The sequence below is a fragment of the Providencia sp. PROV269 genome (assembly GCF_028477785.1).
Taxonomy (GTDB): domain Bacteria; phylum Pseudomonadota; class Gammaproteobacteria; order Enterobacterales; family Enterobacteriaceae; genus Providencia; species Providencia rettgeri.
The window spans coordinates 413436-430108 of sequence record NZ_JAMPLV010000005.1; the positions used below are offsets into that span (position 1 = coordinate 413436).

Consider the following 16673-nt stretch of genomic DNA (forward strand, 5'->3'; position numbering starts at 1 on the left):
CATATTTTTAAAGGATGAAAACGATGAATGACCGTACTTATACTTTAGAAGAAGCCAGTGAGTTAATGAGCCATGCATTTATTTATAAAATGCCATTTAACCAATTACTTGGGATTAAGTTAATGAGTCTAAATGATGATTTTGTTCAGCTTACCGTTGAAAATCGTCAGCAATTAATTGGTAATTTCACTCAGAACATTTTACATGGCGGTGTGATCGCTTCGGTTTTAGATGTTGCAGGAGGCATGGTGTGTATTAACCGTATTTTGCAGCGCATTAATCCATTAACTCATACTGAGATTGTCGACAAAATGTCTCGCATGGGAACAATCGACCTACGAGTTGATTATTTACGCCCTGGTCGAGGCCAACTTTTTACCGCCAGTGCCAGCTTATTAAGAGATGGTAATAAAATAGCCGTTACACGCTGCGAACTTCATAATGAAAACAATCAGCATATTGCGACAGCAACGGCAACTTACCTGGTGGGATAAAATAGATACAAATAATTAGTCACCTACTAAACTAATAACTTGTAAAAAAACCTGAGCAATGTCACATTAGTGGTATCAAAAATCGAGCCGCTTAAATCGGCTCGGTCTCTCTGTATAAGTATCTTTTTAGTCTTTAATTCAATTTCAGAGCCAACAATGAGCCAGCAAAATACTACCAAAGGCGTGTTATGTGCCTTAGGCGCCTATTTTATTTGGGGTGTCGCACCTATTTATTTTAAAAGTATCCAAGAAGTGCCCGCAGAAGAAATCCTGACTCATCGTATTATTTGGTCATTTTTCTTTATGATTTTATTATTAACCGTTTCACGCCATTGGAGTTATGTCCGCCAAGTACTGAAGCAACCAAAGAAAATATTAGTTCTTGGGGTGACGGCAACGACAATTGCATGTAACTGGTTAATTTATATTTGGGCAGTTAATAATGGTTATATGCTACAAGCTAGCTTAGGTTACTTTATTAACCCACTAGTTAACGTACTGTTTGGAATGCTATTTTTACAAGAACGTTTTCGCCGTATGCAGTGGATTGCTGTTGGTCTTGCACTAACGGGTGTATTGATCCAGCTTTGGCAATTCGGCTCAGTGCCTGTGATTGGTCTAAGTTTGGCCGTTACATTTGCTACCTACGGTTTATTACGTAAAAAATTAGGTGTCGATGCACAAACAGGGATGACATTCGAAACACTTTGGCTACTTCCTGTCGGTATTATCTTCTTATTATTTTTTGCAGATAGTCCAACTAGCGATATGGCAATGAATGATTGGCATTTAAATGCACTGCTGGTTGCCGCAGGGGTAATTACAACTGTGCCACTGTTACTATTTACAGAGGCAGCTAACCACTTAAGGCTGTCAACTCTAGGCTTTTTCCAATATATGGGGCCAAGTATTATGTTCTTACTCGCCGTGTTTATGTACGGTGAAGTGATGACACCTGAATTGTTAGTCACCTTTGGCTTTATCTGGGTTGCATTAATTTTATTTACATTAGATGCTTTATATACCCAGCAAAAACTGAGAAGAAAATAACGGATAACGGTTTTCAGAAACTCAGATGACCGATAAATAGTGTTAATATTAAATTACCGACTCTCGTTTATATTTTATAACGAAGTCGGTGTTTCATTATATGGAACTTGAATAGTAAGTTTAATTAATGCAAATAGGCTATTTAATTTTATAGCCAATTCTTTGCCTGCCTCATAATAAATTAAGCTTAAATCAAATCTCGTTGTTCTTATCTATAATACCCATTGAGAAAAAATAAATTTAACCATATAAAATCAATAAGTTAAACGAAAAAAATTCACCTTGATTTTCTATCCATAATGGCTATTATTTAATTTATCTTAAATCCACTTCAATTAATAAACATATCCATCAAACAACTCTTTGAAATAAAAGTAGTTGTTTATTTTTTTCAATTAATGATTGCTTAATAGGGACTTGGTAATTATATTGTACGCCGCTTGTATTCACCCCAGCGGATGGTGATGGTCCGATTCATCACTGACGTTTCATTAAAGTGCGCACGATGACATTTCATTTTAAAAATGTCCTGGTGCGAGGTTTTCTGAAATTGAATACAGCCGGTTCTAAAATTTAATTTAATACAATCATGTAGCGTTACGACTCTAAATAATTCGAAAATACAACTAGGCGGCAAGCAAAAGAGTCGCTAGGAGCATACAAAAGTATGTGACTAGTGCGAGCGAGCAAAGCCAACGACGTTGTGATTCGAAGTATGACGAGTACGGCTGCATTTTAGGTTCACTCGGCCTGTGCATTCAGACAGAGTTAACGTTGTTTAAGGGCTTTTGGGAAGGGCTTAAAAATGCAACAGAATACCGTTCAAATGAAACGCGTACTGACCACACCTGCGTTAGTTTTTTTCGGGCTGGCTTATATGGTGCCACTCGGAATTTTCACCACCTATGGACAAGTAACTGTATTAAGTGAAGGCCATCTGCCTGTCGCTTATTTAATTACATTAGCTGCCGTCTTTTTCACTGCCATGAGCTATTGCCGCATGACAAGCGCACTTCCGCTTTCAGGATCTGCTTATTCATACGTGCAAAAAACCTTTGGCGGCACACTCGGGTTTTTAGTGGGTTGGGCACAACTGCTCGATTACCTCTTTCTACCTATTATTAACTACATTGCGATTGGGATCTTTGTTCACGAAGCGTTCCCCGATATCCCAATGTACGTCATTATTTGCAGCACAATTACAATTGTTAGCATCATGAATATTTTGGGAATTAAATTAGTTTCCTCAATGAATATGCTAATCATTTTAATGCAATTTGTATTTATTGCCGTGTTCCTATACTTGAGTTTTAAAACTTCATTTGTATTGGATACGGACGCTTTATTGGCGCCGATTACGGTCATGTCAGAACAAGTATCAGGGTTATTTGCAGGCGCAGCGGTACTTTGCTTAGCCTTCCTTGGCTTTGATGCGATCTCCACCATGGCAGAAGAAACCAAAGATGCACGTAGTGCGCTACCAAAAGCGATTTTATACACCGTGTTTATCGCAGGTACGCTGTTTGTCATCATTTCCTATGGTGCGCATCTGGTTTATCCGATGTGGCAAGATTTTATTCCTAATACCGATATTGCTAGCCTTGCGGTAATGAAACAAGTTGGTGGAGCGATGATGGCATCTAGCTTTATCACCGCTTATGTTATTGGTGTATTTGCCTCAGCAATGACCTCACAAGCCAGTATTGTACGCATTTTCTATGCGATGGGTCGTGAAGGTGTATTACCTCGTTCGCTGTTTGCTTATCTACATCCAAGGCTCAATACACCGATTTACTCGATTATTTTTGTTGCGCTAGCATCACTGCTTTCATTAGTGCTTTCGCTCAGCATGGTCGCTTCAATGATCAGTTTTGGTGCCTTAATTGCGTTCACTTTTGTGAATTTATCGGTCATTAAACATTTTTATATTGACCGTAAAGCACCACTGGATAATACAAAAATTATCACTTGCCTGATTATGCCTTCTATTGGTGTTATCCTAACATTATGGTTATGGACAAGTCTTGATAGCGAAGCCTTTAAAGTGGGTTTATGGTGGTTAGCTGCAGGTGCAATTTACTTAGCACTTCTGACCCATGGTTTTACTCGTCGTCCACCTGCAATCTCTGACGATGAAACTGAAATGATTATTAACTAAGCATTTCAAGTCTTATAAATGATTACGGGGGAGCACTTGCCTTCCCCGTTGTTTTTTTAGCGTTGGTGCCACCAAAGCACCACTGATACAGACGGTTTACAATGAATAATCAATTAGCTGACGTTATTTACTTTAACGGTTATATATATACCGCAGATGATAAAAATCGCGTTGTCGATGCGGTTGCTGTTCGTGATGGCTATATTCTTGCCACAGGCACCTCTGATGAACTTCATCAATATGTTGGTCCTGAGACAGAGAGTATCGATCTCGAAGGCAAAATGATGATGCCTGGCATCATTGATGGTCATATGCACCCTTTTTGGGGCGGTATTCAACTCTTCGGTTGCCATTTAAATTATGAATCGTTAACTATCGACCAAATTTTAGCACGCGTACAAGATCACCTCGATAAAGACCCGCGTACCGGGGAAAATGATTGGCTCAAAGTCACAGCATGGCTGCGCCAAGGTATGATCCCTGCAGGTGTTGATATGTACTGTGAAGATATGGACAAGCTCAATACGAAACGCCCTGTCGTCTTGTTTTCAAATGACTGCCATACATTGCTAGCAAATAGCCGTGCCCTCGAATTATTTGGTATCACCAAAGATACGCCTGAACCACCTGATGGTAAGATTGGTAAATACGAGAATGGTGAATTAAACGGTATTTTAGAAGATGCTCCCGCTATGCGTGCTGCCGATAGCATTCCTTCAATTCGTGACGACCAAGCTATTGAAGTTGCTGAATTAGTACAGAAAGTACTTAATCAGCAAGGTGTGACAATGGTGATGGATGCACGCGTTTCAGAACAACAGCTTGAAGCCTTTTCTCAATTACAACAACGTGGCGACCTTACGATCCGTTTCCAAGCTGCCCGTGAAATAACCCCTGATGAAACACCGGATGTTGCCTCAGTAGCGGCAGCTGTTGATAAAGCCGTTGCATTTGCCAAAAAATGGCACCAAGCCGATTGGACGCCAGCCCCTGGCATTGGCTTAAATAATATTAAAATGTTTGTTGATGGTGTGATGCAATTTCCAACAATGACAGCATCGTTATTGCAGCCATACCGTATCAATCAAGGCACGGATGACGCTCCGAATTGGGTAGAAACCGATAACTACGGTGATCTCTATTTCACGGCTGAAATTCTAGATGAATTAATGGAAAAAATTGCCGCAGCGGGCTATGACCCACACTTGCATACCGTTGGTGAAGGTGCCGTTTCTATCGTTTTAGATGCGATTGAAAAAATGCGTGCTGCTCACCCAGAAAAAGATATTCGCCCAGGGCTTGCTCATAATGAATTAGTCCATGCTGATGACTATGCCCGCTTTGCGCGCTTAAAAACCATCGCTTGCTTATCTTTCCAGTGGGCCGCCCCAACGCCAGAACTCGCCGCTTTTGAGAAAAAAATGCTCGGTGATGAACGTTTTGAGCAACTTGAACCAATCGCTAAATTTGTCGACGCTGGTGCGGTTGTTGCGTTTGGTAGTGACTGGCCAATTGATGATTTCGACGAGTGGTATGATTTAAAAGTGGCTGCAACACGCCGTGGCCGTGACATAAATGGGCAAAAAGCGCCAAGACTTGATAATGACCGAGACTTAACGGTCATTGAGGTTTTACGCTCTGCGACGATAGACTCAGCTTATGCACAGCACCGTGAAGATGTACTTGGTTCATTAGAAGCAGGAAAATTTGCAGATATGATTGTGCTAGATCGCAATGTCTTTGAGATCCCTGCAGATGATATTGAGAATGTAAAAGTATTACGTACTATTATTGGCGGAAAAACTGTACATATTGCTTAATAATTTAATTATTTAGATAGCTAATTAAATAAACACCCCAAAGATTAAATAATATCTTGGGGTGTTTTTAATTGGGCATTTAATTCCAAACCTGAATACGCACAATTAAATCGGGAAATTACGAGGGAATAACTTCCCTCGTAAAGCAACATTACTCTTCGTAAGAAAACGTTGTTTGAACAACTGTATTTCCATGACTAATCACGATTAGACAAAGCCTATCTCGCATTAATACTGAAATACCAAACACGGTAATACACGCAAAAACAAACGCCACCACTGCGAACTTGCTCATTTCCCTTGACCTCTTAATGGTTAAGAGGCACAATCTCAACTGTTCAGGTTTAGATCGGGCCTCGTTGGTTAATAATAACTAACGGGGCTTTTTCCTTTCTAATCCAAACATTTCTTCCAACTTAATATGCTTAAACCAGAAAGGCTCAAGCACCCGCCAAAATAATAACAAAGTTTTATATCTCACTCACGTTTAATTCCATATAAATAAATAAAAATATAAATTTAATTATCTAATAGTTTATTTAAATAATTATTAGGTAAATAATCATTAATAGGTTTAAATTATTTACTTATATTTTTATCTCAGAAAATGACTAAAAATCCGTAATGCTAAAAATAGCGCTTGCAAAAGAAAAAAGTTACCGTTAGTATCCGCAGCGTTTTATATTCATCTACTAACTGCAAGGAGGTTTACCATGACAACAATTAATCAAACTCTTTGCGGGCACACTCAGAAATAGTCACTCTCGTTAGTTAATCTATTTTCTTAAATTTGCCTGCTAATCACCTTATTTTTCAATTAAAAAATGAGTTAATAGCTTATGGGCAATACCTTACATACTGTGGATCAGCAAGTTAGCTACATCGCCACAGAATCAACATGGATTGAAAGCAAAGCAATCCAACAATTACAAACAACCGCAAACTTACCTGATATGGTATCCGTTGTCGGCATGCCTGACCTTCATCCAGGCCGCGGCTATCCAATTGGTGCTGCATTTTTCTCTACCAAGCGTTTTTACCCTGCGCTGGTTGGTAATGACATCGGTTGTGGAATGGCGCTGTTTCAAACGGATATTAAAAAATCGAAAGTTAACCTCGATAAACTCGAAAAACAACTTTTTGAAATGTCAGATCATGCGCCTCTATCTTGGCTTGAAGAACATGTCCCAGATAACATGCAATCACATGACTTTATGCCATCATTAAGTTCTATTGGTGGCGGGAATCATTTTGCTGAGTTTCAAGCCGTTGACGAAATATTAAACCCAGAATTATTCGGTATGAGTGGTTTGAATAAACAACAATTACTGTTATTAGTTCACAGTGGCTCTCGTGGTTTAGGCCAATCAATCCTTCGTCAACATGTAGAAAATCATAGTCATGATGGGCTTATAGATAGCTCTCAAGATGCTAAAAATTACTTAGAAGCGCATCAAAATGCCTTAGATTTTGCCCAACTAAATCGCCAAATGATCGGTTTACGTATGCTGCAACAAGTAAAGTCAAAAGGTAAATGCGTTCTCGACCTTAATCATAACCTAGTTGAATCTTGTAAAATCAATGGCATTGATGGGTGGATACATCGAAAAGGCGCCACGCCATCAGATCGCGGGCTAGTTGTTATCCCTGGTTCTCGAGGTGATTACAGCTATCTGGTATCCCCACAGCCAAGTGAAGTTTGTCTGAATTCTCTTGCTCACGGAGCTGGCCGCAAGTGGATGCGAACTGAGTGTAAAGGGCGCTTATCTCATAAATATACACCGATTCAATTATCAAGAACGGCATTAGGCAGTCGTGTTATCTGTGCAAACAAACAATTGATTTACGAAGAAGCCCCACAATCTTATAAATCCATTGATACTGTAATTGAAAGCATGGTGAATATTGGCATCATCCAAGTTATTGCACGACTTAAGCCGGTTATCACCTATAAAACCAGTGGAGATTGCTCATGATATTGCTACAATTTTCCGCTGCTCAGGGGCCTGAAGAATGTTGTATTGCTGTTGAAAAGGCCCTTGCCCGCTTTCTACAAGAGGCTAAAAAATATCATATCGCTTATGACGTACTGGAGTCATTTCCCTCTAAAAAAGGGCTAAAATCTGCCTTAGTTTGCCTAGAAGGTGAAGATGCAGAAATATTGGCCCAGTCTTGGTGCGGTACAGTCCAATGGCAATGCCAAAGCCCTATTAGGCCGCGACATAAACGTAAAAATTGGTTTTTGAGTGTCACCCGTTTCTCTCCCATTAAACCAATTGAAGAGAGTGGAATTGAATTTGAGTTCACCAAAGCGCAAGGGGCTGGAGGGCAGCATGTTAATAAAACGTCCTCAGCAGTTAGAGCTAAGCATGTTGCTACGGGAATTACAGTTAAAGTTCAATCTGAACGCAGCCAACACGCAAATAAAAAACTCGCAAAACAATTAATACAATGGAAACTTGATGAGTATCAATCGAAACAATCAAATACATTAGATAAACAGCGCCATCAATCTCACTATCAAATTGAACGAGGAAATGCGACTATGACTTTTATAGGAAATGAATTTAAACGATTAATATAAAATTAGTGCCACTTCGAATTAGAGGTGGCACATAATTTAATCCAACATTAGACAATATTTAATGATTCGATTTCTAAAGTAGATTATTTAAAATCATAAAGAATCGAATTATTCAATTTAGAGGAGTAGCAACCCACCTCAATAACCGAGCAATGGTCTTTTGGTACTGGGAAATAATTTACACTTTGTATTAATGATGACATATCATTATTAGAATTAATCATCACGGTATCACCAATATTTTTTTCGCTTAATTCCTTCAAAGCTTTTTCTAATTGGCGATTATACTCCGCTATACTAACACCTTGTTGAAATTGTTTAGAACCATAACCGAACTTATCAGTGCTGTTCATTTATAAACTCCTTTTTATATAATTTAGTCACACAGCAGAAAATATAATTTAATATAAAAAAACCAAAGTTCAAATAAAGTTAACATCAATAAAAACAGAAAATCAAATAAATATATTAAAATAACTATTATAAAATTTGTTATGTGTATAAATAATGAGAATACTTCTATCAGCCACCTCTATAAGAGGTGGTAATAGCCTGAACGGGTTAAAGTATTTTTTCAGTTAAAAACCACCCCGCGATACTTTCGCGAGTTTGTTCTGTCGGGAGCACTTCATGAGGAAATTCTTCTGACATGAAAAAGATCATACGACCTGCAATGGGTTCTAACTTAAACAATTGATTATCTTCTTGGTCATAGACAACCAATTCACCACCATCGCTAGGGTGCCATTGTTCATTCATATATAGAACTGTCGTAATTTTTCGTCGACCGACACCTCTTGGGTTATCCACGTGTTTCTTATAAAAACCACCATTTGGATAACGGCAAAAATGTGTTTCAAAATCACGTAGACCAAGATAAAGCTGACAGTTAAGTTCTTGCCTGACCTGCTCCATTTTATTGAGATAATGAACTATAGAACTCCCCATTTCGGGCTCCAACCAAACCGTTTGGTCGCCGCGAATTGCTTTATTGCCTTGTAATGAATCTCGATGCCCAATACGTGCGTCTTGTAATGTATTCGGAATGCATTGTTTTATTTCTTTAACTTCGGACAGAGTCAAGAAATCGTCCCACACATACCAACCTTGTGAGGAAAGTGAATCAATAAGTTTATTAATTGACATGATGAGTGTTAGGAAGGTTATTCGGTAAAACTTTATACGGTAAGACAACAAAAAAATAAAATTAAAAACTCAAATCCTAATGATTAAAACATTCCATCAATACTAATCACTGAAAATATAATATTAATTATCATAGAGTAAGAAAAAATCACAGAAATCACACTTGTCATCCAACCTTACATTAAAATTAAAAAAGGCATTCAACTCTTTGTTGAATACCTTGAATTCAATAAATAAAACGATTGATTAGCTTAAATGCCTCTATAAGTACTGCCCTGTTCTATCTAAGCCACCATAGTTATGGTGAGTAATACTATTCATTTTTGTTGGTGATTCTATTGCATTGTCCATTACAGAACTCACTTCATCAGGCATAGAGAAAGAAGATATTTGTTCGCTAATAGCTTGCTGGTTACTAGTCTGGACCAATAGCTTCAATCTAGCTTCTTTATATTCGCTATTTATTTGCTTAGTCAGTTCTACAACCCTTGTTATAGCTTGTTTTATTTTAATAGTCTGATTATTAGCATTAATAATATTACTTCTTGCTGAATCAGATATTTTATTGTTTGTGTTATGTGAGAATTTTGAAATTAAATTAACCACATTTATTCTTTCATTCATCTTAGACTCATTTACAGAATCTAATTCCAAATTACCCACCATCTTATTAGTTCTGGTTTGAATTGTTTCATTCATAGAATCTAGCATTCTTTCATGTTTAATTCGACTAATTGTAATCTCACTTAATTTTCTTTTCATTTCTCTTACTAATGGTTCTGACGATACTCCATCATCTGTATACTTTCTTTCTTTCAACTCTGCAATTTCTTGTCTTAATGAGTCCTCTACGCTTTTTATTTTTTTTATTCGATTTTTTATTGATAGAAGTAATGACTCAATTTCTTTATGCTTTTCATTATTTTTAATATCAAAATTAGCACCCATATTTTTATATCCCTTAGTGTATTAATACTATAAAACTGATATGTACCGCAAAAAAATGATACATGAGCAGGTAATAAATAACTAATTTAGTATTTATATAATACAACAGACATAGACCTAATTTAATTATCATAACAATAATAAATAATTAGCGAGTTAATTACTTATTATTGCTATGCAAAATATCACTGAATTAACTATCAGTGATATTTATTATTGGTAATATGATTTTTATATATTTTCTAACCGCGCATAAGACGCTACCAGCCACTTAATCCCTTGACCTTGGAAGGCGATTTGCAAGCGACAGTGCTCCCCACTGCCTTCAAGGTTAATAATCGTGCCTTCACCAAATTTAGGGTGCATAACACGCTGGCCTAGGGCATAACCCGAATCATTTTGACTAACCGGTGTACCAAGGCGCTGATGGCTAACGGGTCTTGAAACCTGCGCTCTCAAGCGAACTTCCTCAACACACTCTGTCGGCAACTCGCCAATAAAACGAGAAGGCCTGTGATAAACCTCTTTGCCATATAAACGACGGCTTTCTGCATAAGTAATCGTGAGTTTTTCCATTGCACGGGTAATACCGACATAAGCAAGACGACGCTCTTCTTCAAGACGACCACTTTCATCCATCGACATTTGACTTGGGAACATGCCTTCTTCCATGCCCACAATGAATACAACTGGAAACTCTAGACCTTTAGCTGAATGCAAAGTCATCAATTGAACAGCATCTTGGCTGACATCCGCTTGCCCATCCCCAGCTTCCAATGCCGCATGAGAAAGAAAAGCCTGCAATGGCATTAAGTCTTGGTCTTCGTCTTGATAGCTAAAATCACGGGTTGCATTGACTAACTCTTCCAAGTTTTCAATTCGAGCCTGCGCCTTTTCGCCTTTTTCTTGCTCATACATCGCACGCAAGCCTGAGTCATTGATCACTCTATCTGCCTGAACATGTAATGGCATATCTTGGGTTTCTTTGGCTAATGCATCGATTAATTCTAAGAAACGTTCAATTGCGGCAGCTGCACGACCTCCCAATACCTGCTCGCGAAGTAAGTACTCACAACTTTCCCATAGTGTTAGCTGTTGATCCCGTGCAGTTTGGCGAACAGTATCTAATGTTCTATCACCGATGCCACGGGTTGGTGTATTGACCACACGTTCAAAAGAAGCATCGTCGTTGCGATTTGCTATTAATCTTAAATAAGAAAGTGCATCTTTAATCTCTTGGCGTTCAAAGAAACGTTGCCCACCATAAATACGATATGGCATTGCACCTTGGATGAGCGCTTCTTCCAATACACGAGACTGGGCATTACTACGATACAGCATGGCACAATCTTGTAAGGCCCCACCATTTTCATGCCATTGTTTGATGCGGCCAACCACATAGCGTGCTTCATCTAACTCATTAAACGCACAGTAGAGGGATATTGGCTCGCCATCTCCGCCTTCCGTCCATAAATTTTTCCCTAAGCGGTCACTGTTATTCGCAATCAGTGCGTTCGCCGCTTTTAAGATATTATTCGTTGAACGGTAGTTTTGCTCTAGACGGATAGTTTCTGCGCCAGGAAAATCATTGAGAAAGCGCTGGATATTTTCGACTTGCGCACCACGCCAGCCATAGATTGACTGGTCGTCATCACCAACAATCATGACTTTGCCTGTATCCCCAGCGAGTACACGGATCCATGCGTATTGGATATTGTTGGTATCTTGAAATTCATCGACAAGAATATTGGTAAAGCGCTCACGATAATGCTGCAAGACATGGGGTTTATTCAGCCACAGTTCATGGGCGCGTAACAATAATTCCGCAAAATCCACCAGCCCGGCTCTATCACAAGCTTCTTGGTAAGCTTGGTATACCTTTAACCATGTGGCTTCAACTGGGTTACCATAGGCTTCAATGTGCTGAGGCCGCAGACCTTCATCTTTTTTGCCGTTGATGTACCACATCCCCTGACGAGGTGGCCATTGTTTTTCATCTAAATTCATCGCCTTAAGTAAACGACGAATTAAACGGTATTGGTCATCACTATCTAGAATTTGGAAGTCTTGTGGTAAATTAGCGTCCATATAATGTTGGCGCAATAAACGATGCGCTAAGCCGTGGAATGTTCCTATCCACATACCGCCTTCACTAGTACCAATCAATTGATTGATTCTATGGCGCATTTCTGCCGCTGCTTTGTTCGTGAATGTCACTGCCATAATTGAAAATGGAGAAGCATTTTCCACAGACATCAGCCATGCGATTCGATGCACTAGCACCCGAGTTTTACCACTACCAGCCCCCGCAAGGACAAGTAAATTGGTACGCGGTGCGGCAACCGCTTCGCGCTGTTTGTCGTTAAGACCTTCAAGCAGATAAGAGACGTCCATAGTTACCATCAAAGCAAAACAGTGGCTAACACCACTGTGAGGTTGTTGACAATGGCGAATGCCACTGTTTTTTTATACAGTAAATGATTATACCAATGATAAGAGAGAATCCAACCGCGAAATTTCCACATGCGGTAATAAACGCACCTCTTTCTCTTCCATCAGTGTTTTTTGGTTTGTGTTGATCCAGCAAGCTTGCATGCCACTGTTAATTGCACCTTCAACATCCGTTAGCAAGTTGTCACCAACATGAAGAATAAATTGTGGCTCAATCTCAAGCCGCTTCGCGGCTAAACGATACATATCGCAAAATGGCTTAGAGCGCCCGTCAGGCCCTGCTTTCAAGACAAATTGGAAATATTGACCTAACCCGCACGCTTCCGGTTCTGCATTTCCATTAGTGATCGCCACCAGCGGAATTTTTTCTGCCAGTTGGCACAGTGTTTCATGAGTAGACTTTGGGACATCAATTCTATTTCGCCAATAAGTGAAATGCGCCATGATGTCATCTGCCCCTTTTTGTGCGGCTTCTTTTGAGTAGCCATAATGGCAAAACATCATTTTGGAAGAAAGCCAACGCCAGCGTGAAATATCATGATAGATATCAGGTTCTTGCTCTTCGACAAGACGACGAAAAGCATAAAGATCTTCATTACTAAAATGATTAAAACGCGGGTCATATTCACGGACAAAACGTAAAACTTCTTCTTCCGTTTTATCAATAACTGGATGGTTATCGTAAAGCGTGTCATCCAAATCAAACGTGATCGCCAGAATGGGTGATAACGGACGGTAAAAATGCATTAAGGTTTCTCCCTCTTTGCTCTTGGATGAGCCACATCATAAACATTTGCTAAGTGCTGAAAATCAAGGTGCGTATAGATTTGTGTTGTCGATAAATTTGCATGCCCAAGAAGTTCTTGCACTCCACGTAAATTCCCACTTGATTCAAGGATATGTGTCGCAAAAGAGTGGCGTAATTTATGCGGGTTAATGTGGCTATTAACCCCTTGCTTTATACCCCATTGCTCAAAACGTTTCTGTACGTTCCGATTCGAAATACGTTTACCACTTTGGGTTGAAATAAAAACAGCGTCATCTTCTGGCTCATAGAGCTCTCGCATCTCAAGCCAACGCTGTAGCCAACTCACGGCAGTTTTTCCCATTGGCACCCTGCGTTCTTTACTCCCTTTCCCCATAACCCACACTTCACCCGTATTTAAATCAAGATGGCGAACATCTAGCCCAACTAGCTCAGATAAACGTAACCCTGCGCCGTACATCACTTCAAGCATCGTTCGGTCACGTACGACGAGCGGGTCACCACTCTCCATATTCAAAAGTTGGGAGACTTCATCCACATCCATATTTTTAGGAAGACGCTTTTTGGATTTAGGGGCATGAACGGCTTTTGCGGGATTTGCGGGTAATTCCCCTTGGTGCACCATCCAATCAAAAAAACTGCGCAGTGATGATAACCGCAACGCCATACTTGCGGCTTGTAAGCCCGATTTACGACTTTTAGCGGCAACGTTGCGCACAATCGTTGCATCAACTTTTTGCCATTCGTGGATATTTAGTGAGACTAACATTTCCACAATAACACTCAATTGGCGACGATAATTAGTTATCGTGACAGGGCTTAGCCGACGTTCAACACGCAGATAATACAGAAAGGTCTCAATTTGGGTCATCAGCCCTTCAGGCTGATTTTTTATAGGCGTTCTATCCATTGGCATAATAACCTCGGTAGAATCTGAGCGACTTTCTCCAACATGACCGTTCCCATACCATGTTGATAATGTTCACGATCCCGACTAGTAAAGATGACCATACCGGATTCACCATGCTGACCAAACAGTGAAATAGCGACTGAACCGACATTTAATGCATCAGGTAAAAGTAATTGAATTTCAGGGCCATTCAACCGACCGAGGTAGTTACGTTTATCGCCAAATCGTTGAATTCTCACGGGTTCAAATACACGACGCGAAATAACTAATTGATGCGCATCCAAAGGAGCGGATAAATGCCAGCTGTCACTAAACAAACGCACTTGAGCACCGGATAAACCCAGTTTTTTTGCCCAACGATTTAGCGCTAGCAGCATTTGCTGTAAACTTTCTGCTGATGACATTTCAATCACCAACACTAACAATTCATCAAAAAGCTCCACATTTTCGTGAGCTTGCTCAACCATAAAACGAATATCTTGTTCGAGCTCTTTGATTTTCAACCGTTGACGACTCATCACTAACTCAGGTAATGAGATAGCTTCCCGCACAACATGGGGTACTTTTAGCTGTTCCAACAGTTGCGCATTACGAAGAAAAAAATAGGGGTTTTCCGTTAAGTAGCGCACGACATCGACCTCATCAATTTGATGAGCCAATTCCTGTGCTTTTTTGGTTTTATCCATTTTTCCCTCTTCAGCTATTCAAAATTATAGTTGAATGACTCCGTCATAAACATGCGTTGCAGGGCCTGTCATATAAAGTGGCGCCCCAGGACCTTCCCAGGAAATATCTAATGAGCCCCCTGGTAAATCAACTTTGACCCGCTTCGCCAGTAATCCTTGACTAATTCCAACCGCGACAGCGGCGCATGCCCCGCTACCACAAGCTTGAGTTTCCCCAGCCCCACGTTCATAAACGCGCAAGCGGATGTGGTCAGCACTGATAATTTCCATAAAGCCAATATTGGCACGTTCTGGAAAGCGCTCATGATTTTCTAAAGCGGGACCTAAAACTTCGACTTCTGCCGTATGAATACTTTCAACTTGAATGACACAATGCGGGTTACCCATTGAGACCACCCCACACAGAACTGTACGTTCTTGTGCTCGAATAATATAGGTTTTTTCTTCTTTAACTGCGCGAAATGGTACTCTCTGTGGTTCAAAATCAGGCACGCCCATATTAACGCAGACATCATCATTCTCATTTATGGTTAATGTCATACGGCCGGACTGAGTACTGACTTTGATTTTTTGCTTATTCGTTAAACCTTTAAGCCTGACAAAACGAGCAAAACAACGCGCACCATTGCCACATTGTGCAACTTCACTACCATCTGCATTAAAAATACGATAATGGAAGTCAAGGTCAGGGTCATAAGGTGCTTCAACCAATAGTAGTTGATCGAACCCAACTCCTGTGTGTCTATCCGCTAACCGACAAATCAATTCAGGCGAAAAATATACATTTTGTGTAACGCCATCGACAACCATGAAGTCATTGCCTAAGCCATGCATTTTAGAAAATTGCATTTCACGCTCCATAGAGGTGGCTTACTGATTATTTGTTGTTTGAGCAGGCTCTTTGGCAGTGCTGTCTTGTGCGGTAGGTTGCACATCAGATGCCTTAGCCGGTGCTGCAGTTTCTTCCGGCGGAAAATACAACGGGCCTTTTAAGCCACAGCCAGAAAGGGTAAATAAAACAACTAGTGCACTAAGCCCAATTAAACTTTTTTTCATTCTTTTTCGCCCGTATTGCTCACTTTTGACATCTGATAATTTACACAATAACAGGAGTGGCCTTGCAAATCACGCCTGTTTATCTAGCATGCGGATATTATATACTTTAGGCTAAATTTAGTCTGAAGTTTTTAGTGGGCATGCTTAGATTGACCCTGATGCAGATTCCCTCCTATAATTTCAGCTAACAATAATAATTTCAATTAACCCATTGTGAGCAAACAGGAAATTAATCGTGAATGACAGCGAATTTCATCAGCTAGCAGAAACGCTACTGAGCACCATCGAAGAGCATTTAGATAATTATGAGGGTGATGCCGATATTGATTGTGAAATCAATGGGGGTGTGATGACTCTTAGCTTTGAAGATGGCAGTAAAATTATTATCAACAAGCAAGAAGCATTCCACCAAATATGGCTAGCGACTAAACAGGGTGGGTACCATTATGATTATCAACAAGGTAATTGGGTTTGTGACCGCTCTGGGCATGAATTTAAAGCTAAATTAGCCGAGGCAATTGCCTTTCAAAGCCAAGAGCCCTTTTCATTTTAAGCATTACAAGTTTCGACGGTGGGCAGCACGCTATACTGCCTGCCATTAATA

The 16673-nt window shown here is 39.9% G+C and carries 17 protein-coding genes; 7 read left to right on the top strand and 10 right to left on the bottom strand.

What is annotated here, in order from left to right; translation table 11 throughout:
• Nucleotides 1–23: 23 nt before the first annotated feature.
• The 4 genes from PR683_RS09925 (at nt 24) to PR683_RS09940 (ending at nt 5522) form a co-directional block, all read left to right on the top strand.
• The gene (locus PR683_RS09925; protein WP_004907373.1) at nt 24–494 is read left to right on the top strand and encodes a thioesterase family protein; all 471 of its coding nucleotides are present in this window, start codon (nt 24–26) and stop codon (nt 492–494) included.
• 156 nt (nt 495–650) lie between these two features.
• On the top strand, nt 651–1544 hold the full coding sequence (gene rarD, locus PR683_RS09930; RefSeq protein ID WP_004907370.1) for an EamA family transporter RarD: 894 nt from the start codon (nt 651–653) through the stop codon (nt 1542–1544).
• An 805-nt stretch (nt 1545–2349) separates the two neighbouring features.
• Nucleotides 2350–3702: an APC family permease gene (locus PR683_RS09935; protein ID WP_004907367.1), complete on the top strand. Its 1353-nt coding sequence runs from the start codon at nt 2350–2352 to the stop codon at nt 3700–3702.
• Between the two features lie 101 nt (nt 3703–3803).
• Nucleotides 3804–5522, top strand: coding sequence for an amidohydrolase (locus PR683_RS09940; RefSeq protein WP_267751439.1), 1719 nt, complete (start codon nt 3804–3806; stop codon nt 5520–5522).
• A 151-nt stretch (nt 5523–5673) separates the two neighbouring features.
• On the opposite strand, the gene PR683_RS09945 is transcribed toward PR683_RS09940, so the two are convergent.
• The gene (locus tag PR683_RS09945) at nt 5674–5817 is read right to left on the bottom strand and encodes a Hok/Gef family protein (RefSeq protein WP_109912151.1); all 144 of its coding nucleotides are present in this window, start codon (nt 5815–5817) and stop codon (nt 5674–5676) included.
• A 544-nt stretch (nt 5818–6361) separates the two neighbouring features.
• On the opposite strand from PR683_RS09945, the gene PR683_RS09950 reads away from it, so the two are divergent.
• Together PR683_RS09950 and prfH are read left to right on the top strand one after the other, a co-directional pair.
• The gene (locus PR683_RS09950; protein WP_117162652.1) at nt 6362–7498 is read left to right on the top strand and encodes an RNA ligase RtcB family protein; all 1137 of its coding nucleotides are present in this window, start codon (nt 6362–6364) and stop codon (nt 7496–7498) included.
• Nucleotides 7495–8106 carry a peptide chain release factor H gene (gene prfH / locus PR683_RS09955; RefSeq protein ID WP_109912153.1) on the top strand — a complete coding sequence of 204 codons (612 nt, stop codon included), beginning with the start codon at nt 7495–7497 and terminating at the stop codon, nt 8104–8106. The genes PR683_RS09950 and prfH overlap by 4 nt, the downstream gene beginning before the upstream one ends.
• Before the next feature lie 83 nt (nt 8107–8189).
• Here the strand turns inward: prfH and PR683_RS09960 are convergent, their stop codons facing one another.
• From PR683_RS09960 to lptM, 9 genes are all read right to left on the bottom strand, one after another.
• Nucleotides 8190–8459: a hypothetical protein gene (locus PR683_RS09960; protein ID WP_272581778.1), complete on the bottom strand. Its 270-nt coding sequence runs from the start codon at nt 8457–8459 to the stop codon at nt 8190–8192.
• A gap of 208 nt (nt 8460–8667) precedes the next feature.
• The gene (locus tag PR683_RS09965) at nt 8668–9252 is read right to left on the bottom strand and encodes a 2OG-Fe(II) oxygenase (RefSeq protein WP_109912155.1); all 585 of its coding nucleotides are present in this window, start codon (nt 9250–9252) and stop codon (nt 8668–8670) included.
• 261 nt (nt 9253–9513) lie between these two features.
• A complete protein-coding gene (locus PR683_RS09970; RefSeq protein WP_272581779.1) occupies nt 9514–10200 on the bottom strand; it encodes a hypothetical protein in 687 nt (228 codons plus the stop codon).
• A 231-nt stretch (nt 10201–10431) separates the two neighbouring features.
• Nucleotides 10432–12594: a DNA helicase II gene (gene uvrD / locus PR683_RS09975; RefSeq protein ID WP_196719588.1), complete on the bottom strand. Its 2163-nt coding sequence runs from the start codon at nt 12592–12594 to the stop codon at nt 10432–10434.
• An 87-nt stretch (nt 12595–12681) separates the two neighbouring features.
• Nucleotides 12682–13398, bottom strand: coding sequence for a 5-amino-6-(5-phospho-D-ribitylamino)uracil phosphatase YigB (yigB, locus tag PR683_RS09980; protein ID WP_004907349.1), 717 nt, complete (start codon nt 13396–13398; stop codon nt 12682–12684).
• Nucleotides 13398–14327, bottom strand: a complete 930-nt coding sequence (gene xerC, locus PR683_RS09985; protein WP_115168123.1) for a tyrosine recombinase XerC — start codon at nt 14325–14327, stop codon at nt 13398–13400. Before xerC ends, yigB begins: the two co-directional genes overlap by 1 nt.
• Nucleotides 14309–15013 (bottom strand): DUF484 family protein, encoded by a 705-nt coding sequence (locus tag PR683_RS09990; protein WP_109912157.1) that lies wholly within the window; start codon nt 15011–15013, stop codon nt 14309–14311. The genes xerC and PR683_RS09990 overlap by 19 nt, the downstream gene beginning before the upstream one ends.
• 24 nt (nt 15014–15037) lie before the next feature.
• Entirely contained in the window at nt 15038–15862 is an 825-nt protein-coding gene (gene dapF, locus PR683_RS09995) for a diaminopimelate epimerase (RefSeq protein ID WP_004907339.1), read from the bottom strand.
• Nucleotides 15863–15883: 21 nt separating this feature from the next.
• On the bottom strand, nt 15884–16069 hold the full coding sequence (lptM, locus tag PR683_RS10000; RefSeq protein WP_004906065.1) for an LPS translocon maturation chaperone LptM: 186 nt from the start codon (nt 16067–16069) through the stop codon (nt 15884–15886).
• Between the two features lie 235 nt (nt 16070–16304).
• Between lptM and cyaY the strand changes: the two genes are divergently transcribed.
• The gene (gene cyaY, locus PR683_RS10005; RefSeq protein ID WP_004907335.1) at nt 16305–16622 is read left to right on the top strand and encodes an iron donor protein CyaY; all 318 of its coding nucleotides are present in this window, start codon (nt 16305–16307) and stop codon (nt 16620–16622) included.
• The last annotated feature ends 51 nt before the right edge of the window (nt 16623–16673 follow it).